The following is a 19,183-nucleotide window of genomic DNA, read 5'->3' as shown; positions in this document are numbered from 1 at the left end:
TCAACATGTCTCAACGCCCAACCGTGAAAAGGGATTTTTCGTTCGGTAACCCCACGGTTCGCGCCTGGCTTTACCAGATGGCCGCCATCATAGCCGTGCTTGCTATTGTGGGATATCTGATCCACAACACGGTGATCAACCTTGCCAATCGCGGTATTACCTCTGGTTTTGGTTTTCTTGAGCGAAGCGCCGGTTTCGGTATCGTCCAGCATCTGATTGATTATACGGAAGGCGATACCTATGCTCGCGTCTTTCTCGTGGGGTTAACCAACACCCTGCTGGTTTCCGCGCTGTGCATTGTGTTCGCTTCTGTTCTTGGGTTCTTCATCGGCCTCGCGCGGCTATCGGATAACTGGTTGCTGCGAAGGCTATCGACCATCTACATCGAAACATTCCGTAATATTCCGCCATTGTTGCAAATTTTCTTCTGGTACTTCGCCGTGCTGCGTAATTTACCTGGTCCGCGAGAAGCATTGAGCGCATTCGACCTGGCATTTGTCAGCAACCGCGGTCTGTACATCCCCTGGCCTACCTACGCACCTGGCAGCTGGCCGTTCGTTATTGCGCTGGTTTTGGCGATCGCTGGTAGCGTCGGTTTACGGCATTACAACCGTCAACATCAGTTGAAAACCGGCCAGTTACGGCGAACATGGCCGATTGCGGCGGCAATGATCGTTCTCTTCCCGCTGATTGCCCATATCCTGTTTGGCGCCGCCACTCACTGGGATATCCCACAGCTGCGCGGGTTTAACTTCCGTGGCGGATTCGTCATGATACCGGAGCTGGCGTCGTTGACGTTGGCGCTGTCGATCTACACCTCTTCATTTATTGCCGAAGTCATTCGTTCCGGTATCCAGTCTGTTCCACATGGACAGAATGAAGCGGCCCGTTCGCTGGGTTTGCCGAATCCCGTAACGATGCGGCAGGTGATTATCCCGCAGGCGATGCGGGTCATCATTCCCCCGCTGACCAGTCAGTACCTCAACATTGTAAAAAACTCCTCACTGGCGGCTGCGATCGGCTACCCGGATATGGTCTCGCTGTTTGCCGGTACGGTACTGAATCAGACAGGTCAGGCTATCGAGACGATTGCCATCACCATGGCAGTATACCTGGTTATCAGTCTGATGATTTCGCTGCTGATGAACCTCTACAACCGCAAAATTGCGCTGGTTGAGCGTTAAGAGAACGGAATGACTATGTTTGCTACCACACATGAAACACCGCCAGTCCCCACCAGCCCGGTGCGCAAAGCCTGGCGCTGGGCACGTAAAAATCTGTTCTCCAGCGGGTTCAATACGCTGCTGACACTGTTGTGCCTGTGGATTATCTGCAACATTATACCGCCAGCGCTAAACTGGCTGGTATTTCAGGCTAACTGGATGGGCACCACCCGTGCCGACTGTACCAAAGAAGGCGCCTGCTGGGTGTTCATCCATGCACGCTTTGGCCAGTTTATGTATGGGCTGTATCCGCATGAACTGCGCTGGCGCATTAATCTCGCGCTGATAATCGGCGTGCTGTCGATTATCCCGATGTTTATCAAGTCGATGCCGCGCCGGGGCCGTTATATCGCCTGTTGGGCCGTGATCTATCCTCTTATGGTCTGGTTCCTGATGTACGGCGGGTTTTTCGGCCTCGAACGTGTTGAAACCCGCCAGTGGGGGGGCCTGACGCTGACATTAATTATCGCCTCTGTCGGGATTGCCGGCGCGTTGCCATTGGGGATTTTACTGGCGCTGGGACGGCGGTCAACGATGCCGGTGGTTCGTACCTTGTCGGTCATCTTTATTGAATTCTGGCGAGGCGTGCCGCTGATTACCGTGCTGTTTATGTCATCGGTGATGCTGCCGCTGTTTATGGCCGAAGGGAGCACTATCGATAAGCTGGTGCGCGCTCTGGTCGGGGTGATTCTGTTCCAGTCGGCCTACATTGCCGAAGTCGTGCGTGGGGGGCTACAGGCGCTTCCCAAAGGACAGTATGAAGCGGCGGAATCGCTGGCGCTGGGCTACTGGAAAACGCAGGTTCTGGTTATTCTCCCCCAGGCGCTCAAGCTCACCATCCCGGGGCTGGTAAACACGATTATCGCGCTATTTAAAGACACCAGTCTGGTGATCATCATTGGACTGTTCGATCTGTTCAGTAGCGTACAGCAGGCAACGGTAGATCCTGCCTGGCTGGGTATGTCGACAGAGGGGTATGTTTTCGCAGCCCTCGTCTATTGGATTTTCTGTTTTAGCATGTCGCGCTACAGCCAGTATCTGGAAAAGCGCTTTCACACCGGGCGCAAATCGCACTGAGGTTTTACATGACACATACTATGATTAATTCTGCTGACGCCATGATGATTACGCTCGAAAATGTGAATAAATGGTACGGTCAGTTTCACGTTTTGAAAGATATTAACCTGCAGGTGAAACCTCGTGAACGCATTGTTCTTTGCGGGCCTTCAGGATCGGGTAAGTCGACCACGATTCGTTGCATCAACCACCTGGAAGAACACCAGCAAGGGCGGATCGTCGTTGATGGCATTCATCTGAACGATGATGTCCGCAACATAGAACGTGTACGCACTGAAGTCGGCATGGTATTTCAACACTTTAATCTGTTCCCCCACCTGACCGTTTTGCAGAACTGTACCCTGGCGCCGACCTGGGTACGGAAGATGCCGGCTAAAGAAGCGGAAGCGCTGGCAATGCACTATCTGCAACGTGTCCGTATTGCGGAACATGCGCATAAATTTCCCGGGCAGCTGTCGGGGGGTCAACAGCAACGTGTGGCGATCGCCCGTTCTTTGTGCATGAAACCCAAAATCATGTTGTTCGATGAGCCTACCTCAGCACTTGATCCGGAGATGGTCAAAGAAGTGCTCGATACAATGATTGGCCTGGCGGAAGATGGTATGACTATGTTGTGCGTCACGCATGAAATGGGTTTTGCCCGTACGGTGGCCGATCGGGTGATCTTCATGGACCGCGGTGAGATTGTCGAACAGGCGCCGCCACAGGAATTTTTCTCCCATCCAAAATCAGAACGTACCCGTACGTTTTTGTCGCAGGTTATACACTAAACGCCCAGGGTTACTTCCAATTTTCCCCCTCCGCTCTCGCTGAGGGGGAAATATTAGTGCTCAGCCGCGCTGTACATCGACCGCAACTTCAAGGGCCAGCGTGGCTCCGCCATCAAAAATAACCCCCTGCAATGGGGCAACATCGGCGTAATCCCTGCCCCACGCCGTCACAATATGTTGTCCCTGAGGCATGAGATCGTTAGTCGGATCAAACTCCAGCCAGCCTGCATCCGGGATAAAAATGGCAAACCACGCATGCGACGCATCGGTCCCGACTAATTTTTCCTGCCCCTCGGGCGGTAGCGTTTCAATATAGCCGCTGATATAGCGAGCGGGTAAGCCGACGGAACGCAGGCAGGCGATCGCCAGATGGGCAAAATCCTGACAGACGCCCCGCTTTTCCTGTAAGACCTGCTCTGGCGGGGTGCTGACACTGGTCGCAATCGGATCGAAGGTAAACTCCTCAAAAATACGATGGGTCAATGCCGCCGCCGCCTGAATGACCGGGGCATCATCGTGAAAAATATCCGCCACGTAGGAAGCCAGTTGCTGAGAACGGCGAATTAAACTGGAATCGAGCAAATACTCTTTCGCCATCCGCAGCTCCGGCGTGCCGGACTCATGTAATCGCTGCCGATACTCTCCACAGGTCAGAGAGTGGCTATTCAGCAGGTCCGCGTGGTTGATTTCGTCAATATCAAGCTCACTTTCCATCTCAATGGTCAGGGTGTCGTGCGGGACCTGGATCGAAAAATAAAACGTCAAATTGCCGAAATAATCACAGCCTTCGTTCTGATAAACCGGCATCGGCGTTACGATGATCCGCCGTTGCAGGCAGTGCTGATTCGCGGTATTTCGCGGCAACAGGTGCGTCATGTTGTAGCATAACGTCACCGGAGAATTGTACTGGTACTTTGTAAGATGTCGTACCCGGTATTTCATAAGTCGGTCTTCCACTGGGTGTTAATCAGTTGCTGCGGTCCATTGGCATGGTCGAAATATTTGTCGCTCAGCAAGGTGGTGAATTGCTCCAGCTGGCTGATTATCTGCGTCATTATCGTATCCAGTTGTTCCCGCAGTCCGGTTTGTTCATCAACCTGTGCCAGTAGATCAAGATCGGCGAGTTGAATATCCGTGAGTGATTTCATCACCGGTCGCATATCAGATGTCAGGCTGGAGGTTTGTCCCTCCAGGCGCGGCAAATCGAGGAGATATTTACGCAACCGATCAACCTGGTAAATCAATGAACGCGGGTTCGTCCCATCCAGCATCAATAAATCCAGACCGGAAATGATATTCATCTGCCCCCGGTAACGTCGTCGAAAGGAAATTAACGCCTCGACGCTCATCAGTACCGATTCTAAAATTTGCTGTTGCTGCAAACCAGGAACGGCGCGGGTTAAGGTATGTTTCAGCAGAATGGCGGTCAGACGCGCCCGTTCAGCGCGGCGACCAATCTCCTGGAACCGCCAGTCCATGCCCCGCAGCATGCTCTCATGACTCAGTCCGGACAGGGCCAGTAAAGAGGTGACCAGATTATCCAGCGACTCCTCCGGCAACTCCGGCAGCCCGTCTTGATAGGCGACTTCCACCGTCCGAATATAATCACGTAATTCATTGATGATTATGCGAGTATCGGCCGATAGCATCTCTTTCACCTGCTCACCGCAGGCCAGCATGTTGAGGATATTAAATTTTATCGATCCCGCACGTTGGCCATCACAAACCAGTGAAGACAGTTCATGATTCTGGTCGCCGACAGCGTCGCTTTCAGGAAATGTCCCGGTGAGCGCTGATAATGCCCCCAGCAGAATTTCGCGACTTTCAGGCATAAATTGCTCAACGCCATTAAGCTGTTTGAACAGAATACGTATCAGGCGCAGGCTCATTTCCGCGCGTTCCGCATAGCGGCCGAACCAGAACAGGTTTTCTATCACCCGGCTGGGCAAATTTCCCTCATCGCGGGGAATCGAGTCTGTCAGAAGTGGCTGCGCGGTATCGAAGCTTTCACCAAGTATCCACGTATCTTTACTCCGCGCGCCGGATAAGTCGCTGACAATAAAATCATCTGCAGACTCTGCTACCCGCGACAACGTTCCTGGCATGACGCAGTATCCTTCCGGTGCGGCAACGGTGAAAGCACGGAAAATCGTGGGGCGATACTCAATTTGCTGGTTAGCCCACACCGGAACACGTGAACCCGGAATATAGGCCTGAGCCACGTAGCTGTGCGGACTAGCAGTAATTTGCTGAAGAATGAGCTTGCGGCCTGCGTCATCCAGACTATGGCCATAGATACTTTTGCTATCAAAACTCCGATAAGACGGTTTGATGATCAGTTGATCAAGGTGGTGGATCACAAAGTCGCGGTCCTCCGCCCGGCCACACCACCAGGTCTTCACCGTGGGGATCAACAGCGGTTCACCCAGCAAAAACTGACTTATTTCAGGCATAAACGCCAGCAACGCCGGAGCTTCAAGGACCCCTGAGCCCAGTGGGTTAGCCAGCACGACGTTACCGTTGCGCACCACTTCAAGCAGCCCGGGTACCCCCAGGCGAGAGTCGGAACGGAGTTCTGTCTGATCGCAGTAGGTATCATCCATCCGGCGCAAAATCACATCCACTTCCGACAAGCCATTCAGGGATTTCAACCATACTCTGCCGTTACGCACGGTCAGGTCGCCTCCCTGCACCAGCTGAAAGCCGAGATAGTTTGCCAGATAAGCGTGCTCAAAATAGGTACTGCTGTAGGCGCCGGGAGTGAGGACGACGATCCGCGGGGTATCGGTTTTGTGGCTGGCAAGGCTGGCCAGCGTATGCCGCAGCGCATGAAAGAAACCGGAAAGTCGCCGGACATGACTGTTACGAAACAACGATGGCAGTACGCGGGAAACAGCGATTCGGTTTTCCAGAACATAGCCAGTACCACTCGGGGCCTGAGTGCGATCGCCAATCGCCACAAACTGTCCATTCCCACCGCGAACCAAATCGACAGCATGGAAGATCAGATTGTGAGCCCCAGGCAAACGAATACCGTGGCATTGACGCAGAAAACCTGGGTGAGAGAAGACAATTTCTGACGGGATGATCCCCTCTTTCAGCAGGCGCTGTTCACCATAGAGGTCTTTAAGCATCAGATCGAATAGCAGCGAACGCTGAGCCAGCCCACGTTCCACGGTTGCCCATTCCCCCTCCGCCAACAGAGTGGGAATGATATCCAGCGACCAGACGTTTGGCGAAAGCGGATCACCATTAAGGTTATAGGTGGCGCCATCATCACGCAAAATACGCTGTGCCTGGCGAAGACGGTTTTCCATCCCTTCCACACCCATCTCACTGACGCTGTTCATCACCTCCGTCCAGTGTGGGCGGAGGATGTTCGTCAGATCGCAGGCCTCGTTATAAATTGCTGTCGACGCGTTCTCGACAGAGAAAGAAGCCGGCTCACAGGCCGGCGCGATTGATTCAGAAAAAGAAGCAGTCATGTATTCTGATTACCCGGCTCAAAACTAAATCCTAGTATACTTCCTGCGAAGGTCCAGAGTATGTGGGTATTCATCACCAGGTTCCTCTGCAGGCGGAGCCATCGGGCGTGGTACCTGCTCATGCTCATAGAAGGTCCTTAGCGCGCTGAATGCCGGTGGGGGGATCAATGTACCTTGGGTAAAACCATGATCCCAGAAGCGATTGACACGCCTGGCTTCGGCTTCGTTGCTGTTAACCGGTCGCGTCTCATAGTTACGTCCGCCAGGGTGGCTGACGCGATAGGTGCAGCCGCCGATGGAAAGACCATTCCAGGTATCAATCAAATCAAACACTAACGGGGTATTTACCCCAATCGTCGGATGCAGCGCTGACGGTGGCGCCCACGCCCGATAACGTACCGCCCCCACCATCTCTCCTTGTCTTCCGGTAGCCCGCAGCGGCACGCGGCGGCCATTACACGCCAGCACGTAGCGCCCTTCGGTTAAACCCGACAGGCGCACCTGTATACGTTCGACGGAGGAGTCAACATAGCGCGACGTCCCGGACAGCGTCACTTCCTCACCCAGAACATGCCACGGTTCGATGGCCCAGCGCAGCTCCAGCTCAATATCATCGATTTGCTGACGGCCATAGTGTGGGAAACGGAACTCTTCAAACGGCAACAGCCACGCCAGTTTGAAGGGATAACCATGACGCTGCAGATCATCCACCACCTCTTTCACATCCTGCCAGACAAAATGCGGCAACATAAATTTATCGTGCAGCTGTGTCCCCCAGCGGACCAGCGGCTGGTGATACGGCTCTTTCCAGAAACGCGCCACCAGACACCGGAGGAGCAGTAATTGCACCAGCGACATGCGAGCGTGAGGGGGCATTTCGAAACCGCGGAACTCCAGCAGCCCCAGGCGACCACTACTGCTGCCTGCCGCATAGAGTTTGTCAATGCAGAATTCTGAACGATGGGTATTGCCGGTGACATCCACCAGCAGATTGCGCATCAGTCTGTCCACCAGCCATGGCGTATCAACCAGCCCTTCCGGCATATTCTGGAAGGCAATTTCCATTTCATAGAGGGCTTCATCGCGCCCTTCATCCGGGCGCGGAGCCTGACTGGTTGGTCCAATAAACATACCGGAGAATAAGTAGGAAAGACCGGGGTGATGTTGCCAGTAGGTCACCAGGCTACGCAGGAGATCGGGACGTCGAAGTACCGGACTGTCGGCTGGCGTACTCCCGCCCAAAGTGACATGGTTTCCCCCTCCGGTGCCGGTGTGCCGACCATCAAGCATAAACTTCTCGGCCCCCAGCCTTGCCTGGTGCGCCTGCTCGTAGAGTGTTTCAATATTATGCACCAATTCATCCCAGTGGCTGGCCGGGTGAATATTGACCTCGATAACCCCCGGATCGGGGGTCAATAACAGCTTTTGCAAGCGAGGATCTTTTGGCGGCTCATAACCTTCAATCACCACCGGAAGCTGCAGTTCACTGGCCGCCTCCTCGATGGCATGCACCAGGGCCACATAATTCTCGAGGTGGGTTACCGGGGGCAGGAACAGATGCAGCTTGCCCTCTCGCGGTTCGAAGCACAGTGCGGTACGGACCACGCTTTTAGTGCCGTTGGCGACCATTTTTTGTTGCTGTAAGGTCTGCCGGGCACGAACAGGGGCCGTCTCTCCCCCCATAGCAAAGACCGGAAGGGGTTCGCGAGGTTCAAAAGGATCTCGTTCGACGACGATCTCATCGTCGGCTAATGGCGGCAGCGAATTGAGCGGCAGACGGTAGCCCATCGCGCTATCACCGGGGATCAGTGTAATCAGCCCGGCACGCATTGGCCAGGGGCTACTTTGCCAGCATGCGCCATCGAATTCGACAGGCAGGATGTAGCCCGTGGGGTTTTCCATCCCGCGGCTAAGCAAACTCGCCAGTCTCCGCCGTTCGAGGTCATGATTCAGATTTGCGGTCCTCGGATCGACCCCCTCAGGGAGAGAACGCTCCAGCCACAGATAGTAGAGCGAATCTTCATAAGCGGGTTGTAAATAGCGGGCGGCAACGCCTAACTGCCGGCATAGAGCCTCACCAAATCGTTCCGCGTCGCTAAGGGTGTGGCCATAATCCCGATCGACACGGGCCAGGAGCGCCTGGTCGTGCCACAACGCCTCGCCATCGGTACGCCAGAAGCATCCAAGCGCCCAACGCGGAACCTCTTCGCCCGGATACCATTTTCCCTGACCATAATGCAGCAATCCGCCGCGACTAAACTGCGTTTTTAAGCGCAGTAACAGATCTTTCGCGAGGCGTAATTTATCTTTACCCAGCGCATCGGTATTCCACTGTGCGGAATCCATATCGTCAATGGAGATAAACGTCGGTTCGCCCCCCATTGTCAGTCGCACATCGTTAGATTGCAGTTCGGCGTCAACAGCGCGCCCCAGTGCATTGATGTTAAGCCACTCGTCTTCGCTATAAGGCCGTGTGACCCGCGGATCTTCATGGATGCGGGTGACAATATTGGAATAGCTAAACTCGCATTCGCACGGGTCGGTTGCGCCGGTAATCGGCGCCGCAGACTGCGGGTCAGCCGTACAGGCTAAAGGAATATGCCCTTCGCCCGCGAACAGACCGCTGGTCGGGTCGAGCCCCACCCACCCGGCGCCGGGTAAATAGACCTCGCACCAGGCGTGCAGATCGGTGAAATCCTGTTCCGGGCCTGAGGGGCCATCAAGCGCTTTCACATCGGCGGTGAGCTGCACCAGATAGCCAGAGGCAAAGCGCGCGGCCAGCCCCAGATTACGCAGTATCTGTACCAGCAACCATGAGGTATCCCGGCACGAGCCTTTTTTTAATGTCAGCGTCTCCTGACAACTCTGCACGCCGGGTTCAAGGCGAATACCGTAGTCAATTTCGTTGGCCAGTCGGCTATTGAGCTGCACGAGGAAGGTGACGATAGGCACCATTTCCTCACAATCAACGCTTGCCAGCCACGCCTCCAGCTCAGGACACTGCTCGGTGACCTTGAGATAAGGCGCGAGTTCTTCTTGCATCAAGGCATCATAGGCAAAGGGGAAATTCTCGGCATACTCTTCGATAAAGAAATCAAACGGGTTGATCACGGTCATATCCGCGATCACCTCCACCGCAAACTCCAGGCGCTTCACTTTTTCAGGAAACACCAGACGTGCCTGATAGTTACCGAAGGGATCCTGCTGCCAGTTAATAAAATGGTCCTCTGGCGTCACTTTCAGGGAGTAGCCATGGATATGCGTACGTGAATGTGGCGCAGGCCGCAGACGCAAAATATGTGGCGCCACGTTGATCAAACGATCGAAGTCATAGGTCGTTTTATGTTGAATCGCTACCCGGATGGTCATACGGCATCTCCTTGCAGGAAATGAAACCAGTTGTCGGTAATCAGATGATGAAGCGCAATCAGGCTGAGCTGGATTTCATTAAGATAGAGGCTGAACTCTCGGTTCAGATCGTGAGAGTGTTCAACGCCCCGGGTCGCAAGCAGCAGGCTGTCGATGTGCACAGAAACGGCTGATGCCCGCGGCAGCTCAGCGGCGGCCAGTTTGATCTGCTCCAGACAAAAGCGCTGCGAACGGGGGAAATGCCTGTCCGTAAGGAGCAAAGTGACCACCAGCGAGCCTTTAATAGAGCAGCGCATCACCCGGCGAAAGCTGAGATAGGCGCTTTGTGATTTCAGTACCTTCGACCACACGACCTGGCCTAACTTAATGCTCTCTTCCTCACGCGCCTGCATCATCAGGGAATTCGCGGCGTCAAGAATGCGTGTATTCATATCGGCGCGCTCGAGATAGCGCCCCATGTTCAGAAAATACCAGCCGGCATCACGACTCATCGAACCGGTCAGTAAACCAACAATTTTCTGACATCCTTCTATGATGGTATTAAGGTAGGTATGCCGTTCAGAACGGTTGATACCGAGGCGGATATTCTGGCGGGCATAGAGATCCAGCTCATTAATCAGCTCCCACATTTCGCCCGGCACCACATCGCGGCTGGTCCGGATATTTTCACGGACCATTTTTAATGACGACAGCAGTGAATCTGGGTTGCTCTCGTCAGCCAGCAGAAATTTCAGAACATTACGTTCGTCTTTAATCTTATAGCGCTGGTTAAACAAGACGACACCGCTGTTAATTTCAATCAGGTTATACCAGGAAACCGCAATATCGCGTGGCAGATCGTAAAGCAGATCGTCATACACGCTGACTAACCGTGCGATATTCTCCACGCGTTCCAGATAACGCGCGCTCCAGTACAGGCGTGCCGCAACTCTTGATAGCATATTCATTATCGTTTGCTCTCCACGATCCAGGTATCCTTACTGCCACCGCCCTGCGATGAGTTCACCACTAACGAACCTTTTTTCATCGCCACCCGCGTCAGGCCGCCGGTCGTCACGTAAGTCTCTTTGCTTTGCAAAATAAATGGACGTAAATCAAGGTGGCGCGGCTCGAGATAATCTTTGGCGATGAGCGCCGGTGCGGTGGAGAGCTTCAGTGTCGGCTGAGCAATATAATTACGGGGATTTTCCTGGATCAGTTTGGCAAATATCTGCTGCTCTTTTTTGGTTGAATGCGGCCCGACCAACATACCGTAACCACCTGATTCATTAGCCGGTTTCACCACCAGCTTATTCAGATTCTGCAGTACGTATTCGCGGTCGTCATCGTTCTGGCAAAGGAAGGTTTCGACATTCGGGAGAATGGGTTCTTCGTCAAGATAGTAGCGAATCAGGTCCGGAACATATGCATAGACCACCTTGTCGTCCGCCACTCCGGCACCCGGCGCATTAGCCAGCGCGACATTTCCGGCTTTCCAGGCCCGCATCAGGCCAGGCACGCCAAGAACCGACTCAGGCTCGAAGACTTCCGGATCGAGGAACATGTCGTCAATGCGCCGGTAAATGACGTCCACCCGCTCCGGGCCATAGATCGTTTTGGTGTAGACGCAGTCGTCGTCGCCGACAAACAGATCGGCGCCCTCGACAAGTTCCACCCCCATTTGCTGAGCCAGGAAGGCATGCTCGAAGTAGGCGGAGTTATAAATACCCGGTGTCAGCACCACGATCTCCGGGCGTTCAATCTGCCGCGGCGACAGGGCCGTCAGGGTTTCCAGCAGCTGTGCCGGATAAGCATCAATCGGTTTGATCTCGTCACTTTCAAACAGTTCTGGCAGGACGCGCTTGGTAATGGCGCGGTTTTCCAGCATATAGGAGACGCCAGAAGGCACCCGCAGGTTATCTTCCAGGACGTAGAATTGCCCGGTTTCATCCCGGACTAAATCGGTACCGCAAATATGCGCCCATACGCCATACGGTGGCTTCATGCCAACACACTCAGGACGGAAATTTTTAGATTCCTTAATAATATATTCAGGAATAATGCCATCTTTGATGCAGTTTTGTTCATTATACAGGTCATCGATAAAGCGGTTCAGAGCGGTAAGACGTTGCTTCAGGCCTGTTTCCGCTATTGCCCAGTCTCTGGCATCAATAATGCGTGGAATAATATCGAATGGCCAAATCCTGTCGATATTTCCTTTATCGGTATATACCGTAAAACTAATCCCCATTTCCTGAATTGTCGCCTCTGCCGTCAGACGACGTTTCTCCAGTTCATCCGGCGGAAGAGAATCAAGGCATTGAATCAGACGTTGTGCGGAAAAACGTGGATTGCCCTCATGGTCGATCAGCTCATCGAAAAAGATGTCGGCTTCGTAATTTTTTATGAGTTTATGCATCAGCATTGTATCCTTGTTAAATCGCCGACCTGGGCAGTATAGACTTTACTTTCACAGAACAAAGCTTCAAAGCTTTCGTTTCTCAAAACACAGGAGGAGTTATTATTTGCAACACAGAGTCATTTTATAAAAAATCTCTGCATGAATTTTTGATTTAGTATTGATGGTTATATTGTGTACCGTCACCTCCCCTTGGCCATCATCGTCAATGTGAACGTTTAATCGGTTGCGAGTTAAATTATGATCGCATTGAAAATCATTTTTTGGCCCATCGCATCGGTACTGACAATGCAAGCTACAGGTTATTATCACTTGTTCATGGAGTTAAATTTTTAAGCTTTCACATTAATTTAAGCACAAAGCGTGCCATTAATTTATTCATTTATTATCAATAAGATAACATGATGCGTAATGGTAATTTACTATGGAGCATGGATCATCATGATGCAGGAGAGATACCGTAAAGCACCAAAATGAGGCGTTGCATTTCTTCTATTCAACGAAGCTTCAGATTAGCCCTGCACCATACGATAGGTTACTTTCGGTGCAAGACGTTTACTCTCTGGTTATTGCTTAACTTACCCTCCTTCATTGATGAGAGCGGCATTCTTTCTCCCTGGAGCGCACCACGGGTCAGCTTCGCTTGCGCGCGCATGTCTCGCCTGTATCGGGTGCCGAATGATGGCGGCGCACCCTGTTTTTCAATTGCAAGGATTTGAACCATGAGCACATCTTCATCGGCGGCAGAAGTTTCTGCGCGCCGCCACAGAACAATGCACTTGCGTTATTCTGCTCACCAGGATGTTCTGTCCAGTCGTACCTGGCTGTAGAATCTATCTCAGTAAAACCTGAATCAGCTGCACGAAGACATACACTCCCGCTACCACTTGTATGATCCGGAACGCCCATCTGAAATAGCGCCATTGATGGCGTTCTCTGGCATCAGCGGCTTCAATAGCGGGATCAAAACGTTTTCTTTTCCTGGTCCTGAATACATCGATTACCCACAGAATGAGAATAAAGCTAACGATGGTTTTCAGAATAATGGGATTATCCACAAAGCGTGACTCCGGCCTGGTCGTTAATACAGGCAGAATAGACGAACCATCTGTAGGTAGCCATCACTAAATGTAGGGGTAAAATTCGTTTTCATTCCGGTGGATGTAGCGGTGAATCTGTCTATAGCAGGTTGCTCCCCTGCTAAAGCCCACCAGAGATGAAGTGAATGCCCTATATAATAGAGTACCGCTGGCGGCAGGATGGTACTCTCGCTTTTGCGTAGCACACCGCTATGTTTATAGGCAGTTTATGACGTCACCCGATAGTGCGACTGCACCAGACCCGAAGGAAAGCTGCGGTTTGATAACAGCGTCAAATCGATATCCCTGGTCAGGGATCCGAACAACGGTTTTCCCGAGCCAAGCAGGACAGGAATGGTCGTGATAACGATATCGGCGACCAGCCCCTCGCGCAGGAACGACTGTATGACCTGCCCGCCATCTAAATAGACGCGACGCGCGTTCTCTACTGTCAGGTCAGCAAGCACCTCCCTTGGCGTGCGGCATGAGATTTGCACTTTGTCCTTCAACGCGTTGGGCACGGAGGTATCGGTTAGCTGTCGGGAGAGAACCAGTACGGGTCGATCATAAGGCCATTCGTCAAAGGTAAGCGCCTTCTCATAGGTACCTCGCCCCATAACGATCCAATCTTTGTCCGCGATGAATGCTGCATAGCCATGATCTTCTGTCGGGTCATCGCGCTGCAACAGCCAGTCAATATCGCCATCCTGCCGGGCGATGTATCCATCAAGACTGACCGCGATAAAAACATGTGTGGTGACCATCAAGTGCTCCGTATTCAGCTTGTGTATATGCCGTTGAATTAAGCGATGTTAGCTGCTCCCCATAAAGTAACCTATCACAATGTCATCACCGGATGCTGTGCGGTTCTTGTTTGCCGTGAAGCATCTGTTACTCTGGTTGGGCTTGAAGGATAATAAGGAAATAACATGCTGAACCCGGGATTCGTTACCAGCAGAGCACTTGCTCAATGGCAGGATATACCCGTTTTCTTGCCACAGTTTCAGTTCCATGAAAAACACCAGACGATCATCAGGACGTACTCGCCTGAAAAAATCCTGCCGTTAATAGCGACATTCGATATTCAGCAGGACGCCGTTATCCGGTTATTGATGTCTGTACGACAATTTCCGCAAAAATTTCGGCGCAATAAATACCCCCTGCCGGTTAGCCGCTTTGGCCTGGACAGTTTTACCCTTCTGGAAAAGTCAGCATCCGAGCTCTGCTACGGATTGCGCGGACAATTCTGGCGTGCGGACTTCGGCCTGGAAAACGTGCCGAATACTGAAGCTTATCTGGCGCCTGTGATGCCGGGCAGCGCGAAGCTCTTACTGCGCTACCGAGTAAAAACAGTGAATGAAGGGCAACATGAGCTGCAAACTGAAACGTTTATTTACTGTCCGGATAGAGCGACTCTGCTGAAAATGACGGCTTACTGGCTGGCAATACGGGCAGGCAGTGGATGGATTCGAAAAAGGACCCTTATGGCTGTTAAGTCCGTTATTCGATAACAAAGACAGTCGCAAGGAAATGAGGTCCACCTGGGTTAAAGGTATTCCTCTGGACATTGTTACGCCTGAGTTTACCACATGCCCTCCTGGTACACAGCCGCCAGCCTCTCAGGGTATGTCAATGCAACATACACTATCTGGCGGTACCCTCTCCCTGGGGAGAGGGCCAGATGAGAGGCAGCAAGCTACCCGCGATACGGATGGGTTTCGCGCCAGTGGTCGGCGATCTGCTGCCGGGTGCAGACCCACACCTTGTCGTGCTGCTGGATATAGTCAAGGAAACGCTGCAGCGCGCGGAAACGGCCCGGGCGGCCCAGCAGCCGGCAGTGCATCCCCACGGACATCATCTTCGGCGCGGTTTCACCCTCGGCGTACAGCACGTCAAAGCTGTCTTTCAGATAGGTATAAAACTGCTCCGCGGTGTTGAATCCCTGGGCGGTGGCGAAGCGCATGTCGTTGGCGTCGAGGGTATAAGGCACGATCAGGTGTGGCCGCTGGCTGCCGTCGCTGCAGGCCACTTCGCTCCAGAAAGGTAAATCATCGCCATAATAATCGCTGTCGTAGTCAAAGCCGCCGTGCTCCACCACCAGCTGGCGGGTGTTGGGGCTGTCGCGGCCGGTATACCAGCCGGTAGGCGGTTTGCCGAACAGGTCGGTCAGCACCTGCACCGCTTTTTGCAGATGCTCGCGCTCCTCAGTAATATCCATGTGCTGATAGTGGATCCAGCGCCAGCCGTGGCTGACCACATCGTAATCCGCGGCCTTGATCGCCGCCACAATCTCCGGGTGCCGCGCCAGCGCCATCGCCACGCCGAAAACGGTCAACGGCAGCCCGCGCTGGCTGAACTCACGATGGATGCGCCAGAACCCTGCCCGGCTGCCGTACTCATAGAGTGAATCCATCGACATATGGCGTGCCGGGTAGCTGGCGGCGCCGATAATATCGGACAGGAACTGTTCCGAACCCGCATCGCCATGCAGGACGTGATTCTCAGCGCCTTCCTCGTAGTTGAGGACGAACTGCACCGCGATCCGCGCCCCACCCGGCCAGCGCGCGTGCGGCGGCTGCCCTGCATAACCTCGCAGATCGCGAGGATAGTGCTCCTGGTTCTCTCCCATCTCCTGCCCCTTTTAAAATGGATTTAACGACTGAAACTGTCCGCTTAACGCTTTTTTCTCCGGGAACGCTAAGTCCCCGTGCTTGCTGGTCGCCAGGCCCAGCGCGACCAGTGACTCCACCATCTTCACCGCCGCGCTGACGCCATCGATCACTGGCACCCGCAGCTCGTGGGTCAGCTCCTGCGCCAGGGTCGCCATCCCACCGCAGCCAAGGACAATCGCCCCGCTACCATCCTCTTTCAGCGCGCGAATGCAGCGCTCACGCACTTTCTCCTGCGCCAGGCCGCTGCCGTCTTCCAGCGCCAGCACCGGCAAATCAATGGCGTGTAGCGCCGCGCAGTGTTGATGAAATCCGTACTGGTGCAGCAAATGACGGGCGATGATCAGCGTGCGCGGCAGCGTGGTCACAATGGAGAAACGGGTGGCGACCATCGTCGCCATATGCATCGCCGCTTCCGCAATGCCGATCACCGGCCCTTGCGCCAGCTCCCGCGCCGCCAGCAGCCCCGGGTCACCGAAGCAGGCGATCACATGCCCGTCCACCCCCTGCTCGCGTCCGGCCTTGATCTGCTCCAGCACGCCGACCGCCGCGATGGCCTCGTCAAAGTGGCCTTCAATGGACGGTACCCCGGCGTGGGGACAGACCGCAAGGATCTCGGTACCCGGCGCGGCGACCGCACGCGCGGCGGCGCCTATCGTTTCGGTCATCGCCAGGCTGGTATTGGGGTTGATCACTTGTATACATATGGCAGACATCACGACTCCTTGTGGCCGGCGAACAACCGGGAAAAATCGGGCAGGCTGACGCCATCGCGCTCGAAACACAAGCTGGCGACAATATGATCAAAATGGTGCATCAGCGCCTCGCTAAGTGGCTGCAGGGCTTTATCCCGCAGCAAACCCACCAGCTGCTGGTGATCGTCGCAGCGACAGCCCTGTCGCCAGGGGGCGCCCCAGGCGGCAATCACTAAAGAGGAGCGCTGGCTGAGGCGGGTCACCATCTCGGTGAGCACCGGGTTACCGGAGATGGCCTGCAGCTGAATATGAAAGTCAGCGGAGTGGCGGATCGCCGCCGGGCCGTCATGCGCCTCATGCGCCTGCTGTTCACGCTGAATAATGTTCTCCAGCGCCGCCAGATGCGGCGGCTGACAGCGCGCGATCACATCGGGCAAATTGGCGACCTCAAGCAGCGCCCGGGTGCGAAAGATCGCCTGGGACTCTTCCACGCTGGGGCTGGTGACATGTGCACCACGTTTGGGCGTCAACGTGACCAGTTGCACAGCGGCGAGTCGTTGCAGCACCTTTCTGATGCCGGTGCGGCTCACGGCGAATACCTCCGCCAGCGCCTCTTCCGGCAGTTTGCTGCCCGGCGGCAACTGATGTTCGACGATGGCCGTCATCAGCGCCTGGTAAATGCTTTCGTCCTTGTCCTGCAGCGCTGGCGCGGCCTGGAGACGATGTTCATTATTCATTAACCCACTCCGGTTTCACTTATCGATAGCAGATCGTATACATAAAATTTATTTTTTGTATACAAGATTCATCATTCTGGCCTGGATCCTGCAATAGCCTCAGCAATCCATATCAAAGGGTTTTCATTCAGAGGAGCAGGTTTCATGCCACATTCATCCCACACGCAGCAGAAGAAGACTCACGAGGCGGCCGCCAGCTACAGTCCGCGGCTATGTAATGACGATCTGGCGCCCACCCGCGACCAGAACTGGAGCTGGTACAATATTTTTTCATTCTGGATGTCGGACGTGCACAGCATGGGCGGCTACGTAGTAGCGGCGAGCTTCTTTACGCTTGGACTGGCCAGCTGGCAGGTTCTGCTCTGCCTGCTGGTCGGCATCTGTATTGTGCAGCTGTGCGCTAACCTGGTGGCGAAGCCGAGCCAGATGGCCGGGGTGCCATACGCCGTTATCTGCCGTCAGGCGTTTGGCGTCTTCGGCGCCAATATCCCGGCGGTGATCCGCGGGCTGATCGCGTTTGCCTGGTACGGTATTCAGACCTATCTGGCGGCTAACGCCCTGATGCTGGTCCTGCTCAAGTTCTGGCCCTCCCTTGCCTCGCTGACCAGCAGCAGCTTTCTCGGGCTGTCGACGCTCGGCTGGTTGTGCTTCGCCACCATGTGGCTGCTGCAGGCGATGGTGTTCTGGCATGGCATGAACGCCATCAAACGCTTTATCGATATCGCCGGTCCGGCGGTTTATGTGGTGATGCTGGCGCTGGCCGGCTGGATTGTATACAAGACCGGTCTGGACGGGATCTCCTTTACCCTCGCCAGCAAATCCCTGAGCGCCGGCGAGCAGACCTGGCAGATGATCACCGCCACGGCGCTGGTGGTCTCCTACTTCTCCGGACCGCTGCTCAACTTCGGTGACTTTTCCCGCTACGGCAAAAGCATGGGCGAGATCCGCCGCGGTAACCGCTGGGGGCTGCCGTTTAACTTCCTGCTGTTCTCGGTGGTGACCGTGGTGATTGTCTCCGGCACCCAGTCGCTGTTCGGCAAAATGATCACTGACCCGATCGAAACCGTCAGCCGCGTGGGTAACGATCTGGCGGTGGCCATTGGCCTGCTGACCATGATTACCGCCACCATCGGCATTAATATCGTGGCTAACTTCGTCTCTCCGGCCTTCGATTTTTCCAATTGCGCGCCACAGAAAATCAGCTTCCGTACCGGCGGGATGATTGCCGCGGTGGGCTCGATACTCCTGACGCCGTGGAACCTGTTTAACTCTCCGGAACTGATCCACTATACCCTCGACGTACTGGGTGCCTTTATTGGCCCGCTGTTTGGCATCCTGATCGCCGACTTCTATCTCATCAAACGCGGCCGGGTGTCGGTGGACGATCTGTTTAACGATACGCCGAAGGGTAAATACTGGTACCGCAACGGCTTTAACCCGAAAGCGATTACCGCCCTGCTGCCGACAGTGGCCCTGGGGCTAATCATCAGCTTTATTCCGGCCCTGCATGAAGTGGCGAACTTCAGCTGGTTTATTGGGGTCTTCCTCGGTGGCACCCTCTACCGCTGGCTGGCCCGCGACGAGCGTGAAGTGCAGGCGACAGCATCCTTCCGTTCCGGCGCGGTAGCGCAAAAAGAGTAACCCTCACCACCTGCCGCGGCGTCTGGCCGCGGCAGTCTGC

At 54.4% G+C, this 19,183-nt stretch carries 14 protein-coding genes and 1 pseudogene; 5 read left to right on the top strand and 10 right to left on the bottom strand.

The window, feature by feature from the left end:
• Positions 1 to 5: 5 nt before the first annotated feature.
• Genes CWM53_RS11960 through CWM53_RS11950 form a run of 3 tightly spaced genes read left to right on the top strand, consistent with a single transcriptional unit; the run spans position 6 to position 3,070 of the window.
• Complete coding sequence (locus CWM53_RS11960) at positions 6 to 1,184, top strand: amino acid ABC transporter permease (RefSeq protein ID WP_100729649.1); 1,179 nt, start codon at positions 6 to 8, stop codon at positions 1,182 to 1,184.
• A gap of 15 nt (positions 1,185 to 1,199) precedes the next feature.
• Positions 1,200 to 2,300 (top strand): amino acid ABC transporter permease, encoded by a 1,101-nt coding sequence (locus CWM53_RS11955; protein ID WP_074385793.1) that lies wholly within the window; start codon positions 1,200 to 1,202, stop codon positions 2,298 to 2,300.
• Between the two features lie 8 nt (positions 2,301 to 2,308).
• Positions 2,309 to 3,070: an amino acid ABC transporter ATP-binding protein gene (locus tag CWM53_RS11950; RefSeq protein WP_061154520.1), complete on the top strand. Its 762-nt coding sequence runs from the start codon at positions 2,309 to 2,311 to the stop codon at positions 3,068 to 3,070.
• Between the two features lie 60 nt (positions 3,071 to 3,130).
• Here the strand turns inward: CWM53_RS11950 and CWM53_RS11945 are convergent, their stop codons facing one another.
• The 7 genes from CWM53_RS11945 to CWM53_RS11910 all read right to left on the bottom strand — a co-directional run bounded on the left by CWM53_RS11945 (position 3,131) and on the right by CWM53_RS11910 (position 14,165).
• Positions 3,131 to 4,012, bottom strand: coding sequence for a transglutaminase family protein (locus CWM53_RS11945; protein ID WP_074385792.1), 882 nt, complete (start codon positions 4,010 to 4,012; stop codon positions 3,131 to 3,133).
• Positions 4,009 to 6,420: a circularly permuted type 2 ATP-grasp protein gene (locus CWM53_RS11940; protein WP_206053094.1), complete on the bottom strand. Its 2,412-nt coding sequence runs from the start codon at positions 6,418 to 6,420 to the stop codon at positions 4,009 to 4,011. Before CWM53_RS11940 ends, CWM53_RS11945 begins: the two co-directional genes overlap by 4 nt.
• 159 nt (positions 6,421 to 6,579) lie before the next feature.
• Positions 6,580 to 9,924 carry a DUF2126 domain-containing protein gene (locus CWM53_RS11935; protein ID WP_100630505.1) on the bottom strand — a complete coding sequence of 1,115 codons (3,345 nt, stop codon included), beginning with the start codon at positions 9,922 to 9,924 and terminating at the stop codon, positions 6,580 to 6,582.
• The gene (locus tag CWM53_RS11930) at positions 9,921 to 10,865 is read right to left on the bottom strand and encodes an alpha-E domain-containing protein (RefSeq protein WP_061156364.1); all 945 of its coding nucleotides are present in this window, start codon (positions 10,863 to 10,865) and stop codon (positions 9,921 to 9,923) included. Before CWM53_RS11930 ends, CWM53_RS11935 begins: the two co-directional genes overlap by 4 nt.
• Before the next feature lie 5 nt (positions 10,866 to 10,870).
• Positions 10,871 to 12,322 (bottom strand): circularly permuted type 2 ATP-grasp protein, encoded by a 1,452-nt coding sequence (locus CWM53_RS11925; RefSeq protein ID WP_074386186.1) that lies wholly within the window; start codon positions 12,320 to 12,322, stop codon positions 10,871 to 10,873.
• Positions 12,323 to 13,155: 833 nt separating this feature from the next.
• A complete protein-coding gene (locus tag CWM53_RS11915; protein ID WP_100729647.1) occupies positions 13,156 to 13,380 on the bottom strand; it encodes a hypothetical protein in 225 nt (74 codons plus the stop codon).
• 248 nt (positions 13,381 to 13,628) lie between these two features.
• A complete protein-coding gene (locus CWM53_RS11910) occupies positions 13,629 to 14,165 on the bottom strand; it encodes a dihydrofolate reductase family protein (RefSeq protein WP_100729646.1) in 537 nt (178 codons plus the stop codon).
• A gap of 165 nt (positions 14,166 to 14,330) precedes the next feature.
• Here CWM53_RS11910 and CWM53_RS11905 point away from each other — a divergent pair, with 165 nt between their 5' ends.
• A complete protein-coding gene (locus CWM53_RS11905) occupies positions 14,331 to 14,912 on the top strand; it encodes a hypothetical protein (protein WP_074385787.1) in 582 nt (193 codons plus the stop codon).
• Between the two features lie 185 nt (positions 14,913 to 15,097).
• On the opposite strand, the gene puuE is transcribed toward CWM53_RS11905, so the two are convergent.
• The 3 genes and pseudogenes from puuE to CWM53_RS11890 all read right to left on the bottom strand — a co-directional run bounded on the left by puuE (position 15,098) and on the right by CWM53_RS11890 (position 17,502).
• The gene (gene puuE, locus CWM53_RS11900) at positions 15,098 to 16,030 is read right to left on the bottom strand and encodes an allantoinase PuuE (protein WP_074385786.1); all 933 of its coding nucleotides are present in this window, start codon (positions 16,028 to 16,030) and stop codon (positions 15,098 to 15,100) included.
• Positions 15,918 to 16,786 (bottom strand): annotated as a pseudogene (locus tag CWM53_RS11895) (aspartate/glutamate racemase family protein); the annotation flags it as partial. The pseudogene CWM53_RS11895 and the gene puuE, both read right to left, overlap by 113 nt.
• Positions 16,786 to 17,502 (bottom strand): GntR family transcriptional regulator, encoded by a 717-nt coding sequence (locus CWM53_RS11890; RefSeq protein ID WP_002905523.1) that lies wholly within the window; start codon positions 17,500 to 17,502, stop codon positions 16,786 to 16,788. The gene CWM53_RS11890 and the pseudogene CWM53_RS11895, both read right to left, overlap by 1 nt.
• Positions 17,503 to 17,646: 144 nt before the next feature.
• Between CWM53_RS11890 and CWM53_RS11885 the strand changes: the two genes are divergently transcribed.
• A complete protein-coding gene (locus CWM53_RS11885; RefSeq protein WP_100675555.1) occupies positions 17,647 to 19,143 on the top strand; it encodes an NCS1 family nucleobase:cation symporter-1 in 1,497 nt (498 codons plus the stop codon).
• Positions 19,144 to 19,183 lie beyond the last annotated feature (40 nt).

The organism is Klebsiella sp. A-Nf5 (genome assembly GCF_002810545.1).
Lineage (GTDB): Bacteria > Pseudomonadota > Gammaproteobacteria > Enterobacterales > Enterobacteriaceae > Klebsiella > Klebsiella variicola.
Note: the sequence above shows the minus strand (reverse complement) of the source record. Positions and strands in the feature narration are given on the sequence as shown.

Excerpts from the sequence above, each read along its gene's own strand:
- CWM53_RS11960 (WP_100729649.1), top strand. The coding sequence starts at position 6 with ATGTCTCAACGCCCAACCGTGAAAAGGGATTTTTCGTTCGGTAACCCC.
- CWM53_RS11955 (WP_074385793.1), top strand. The coding sequence starts at position 1,200 with ATGTTTGCTACCACACATGAAACACCGCCAGTCCCCACCAGCCCGGTG.
- CWM53_RS11950 (WP_061154520.1), top strand. The coding sequence starts at position 2,309 with ATGACACATACTATGATTAATTCTGCTGACGCCATGATGATTACGCTC.
- CWM53_RS11945 (WP_074385792.1), bottom strand. The coding sequence starts at position 4,012 with ATGAAATACCGGGTACGACATCTTACAAAGTACCAGTACAATTCTCCG.
- CWM53_RS11940 (WP_206053094.1), bottom strand. The coding sequence starts at position 6,420 with ATGAACAGCGTCAGTGAGATGGGTGTGGAAGGGATGGAAAACCGTCTT.
- CWM53_RS11935 (WP_100630505.1), bottom strand. The coding sequence starts at position 9,924 with ATGACCATCCGGGTAGCGATTCAACATAAAACGACCTATGACTTCGAT.
- CWM53_RS11930 (WP_061156364.1), bottom strand. The coding sequence starts at position 10,865 with ATGCTATCAAGAGTTGCGGCACGCCTGTACTGGAGCGCGCGTTATCTG.
- CWM53_RS11925 (WP_074386186.1), bottom strand. The coding sequence starts at position 12,322 with ATGCATAAACTCATAAAAAATTACGAAGCCGACATCTTTTTCGATGAG.
- CWM53_RS11910 (WP_100729646.1), bottom strand. The coding sequence starts at position 14,165 with ATGGTCACCACACATGTTTTTATCGCGGTCAGTCTTGATGGATACATC.
- CWM53_RS11905 (WP_074385787.1), top strand. The coding sequence starts at position 14,331 with ATGCTGAACCCGGGATTCGTTACCAGCAGAGCACTTGCTCAATGGCAG.
- puuE (WP_074385786.1), bottom strand. The coding sequence starts at position 16,030 with ATGGGAGAGAACCAGGAGCACTATCCTCGCGATCTGCGAGGTTATGCA.
- CWM53_RS11890 (WP_002905523.1), bottom strand. The coding sequence starts at position 17,502 with ATGAATAATGAACATCGTCTCCAGGCCGCGCCAGCGCTGCAGGACAAG.
- CWM53_RS11885 (WP_100675555.1), top strand. The coding sequence starts at position 17,647 with ATGCCACATTCATCCCACACGCAGCAGAAGAAGACTCACGAGGCGGCC.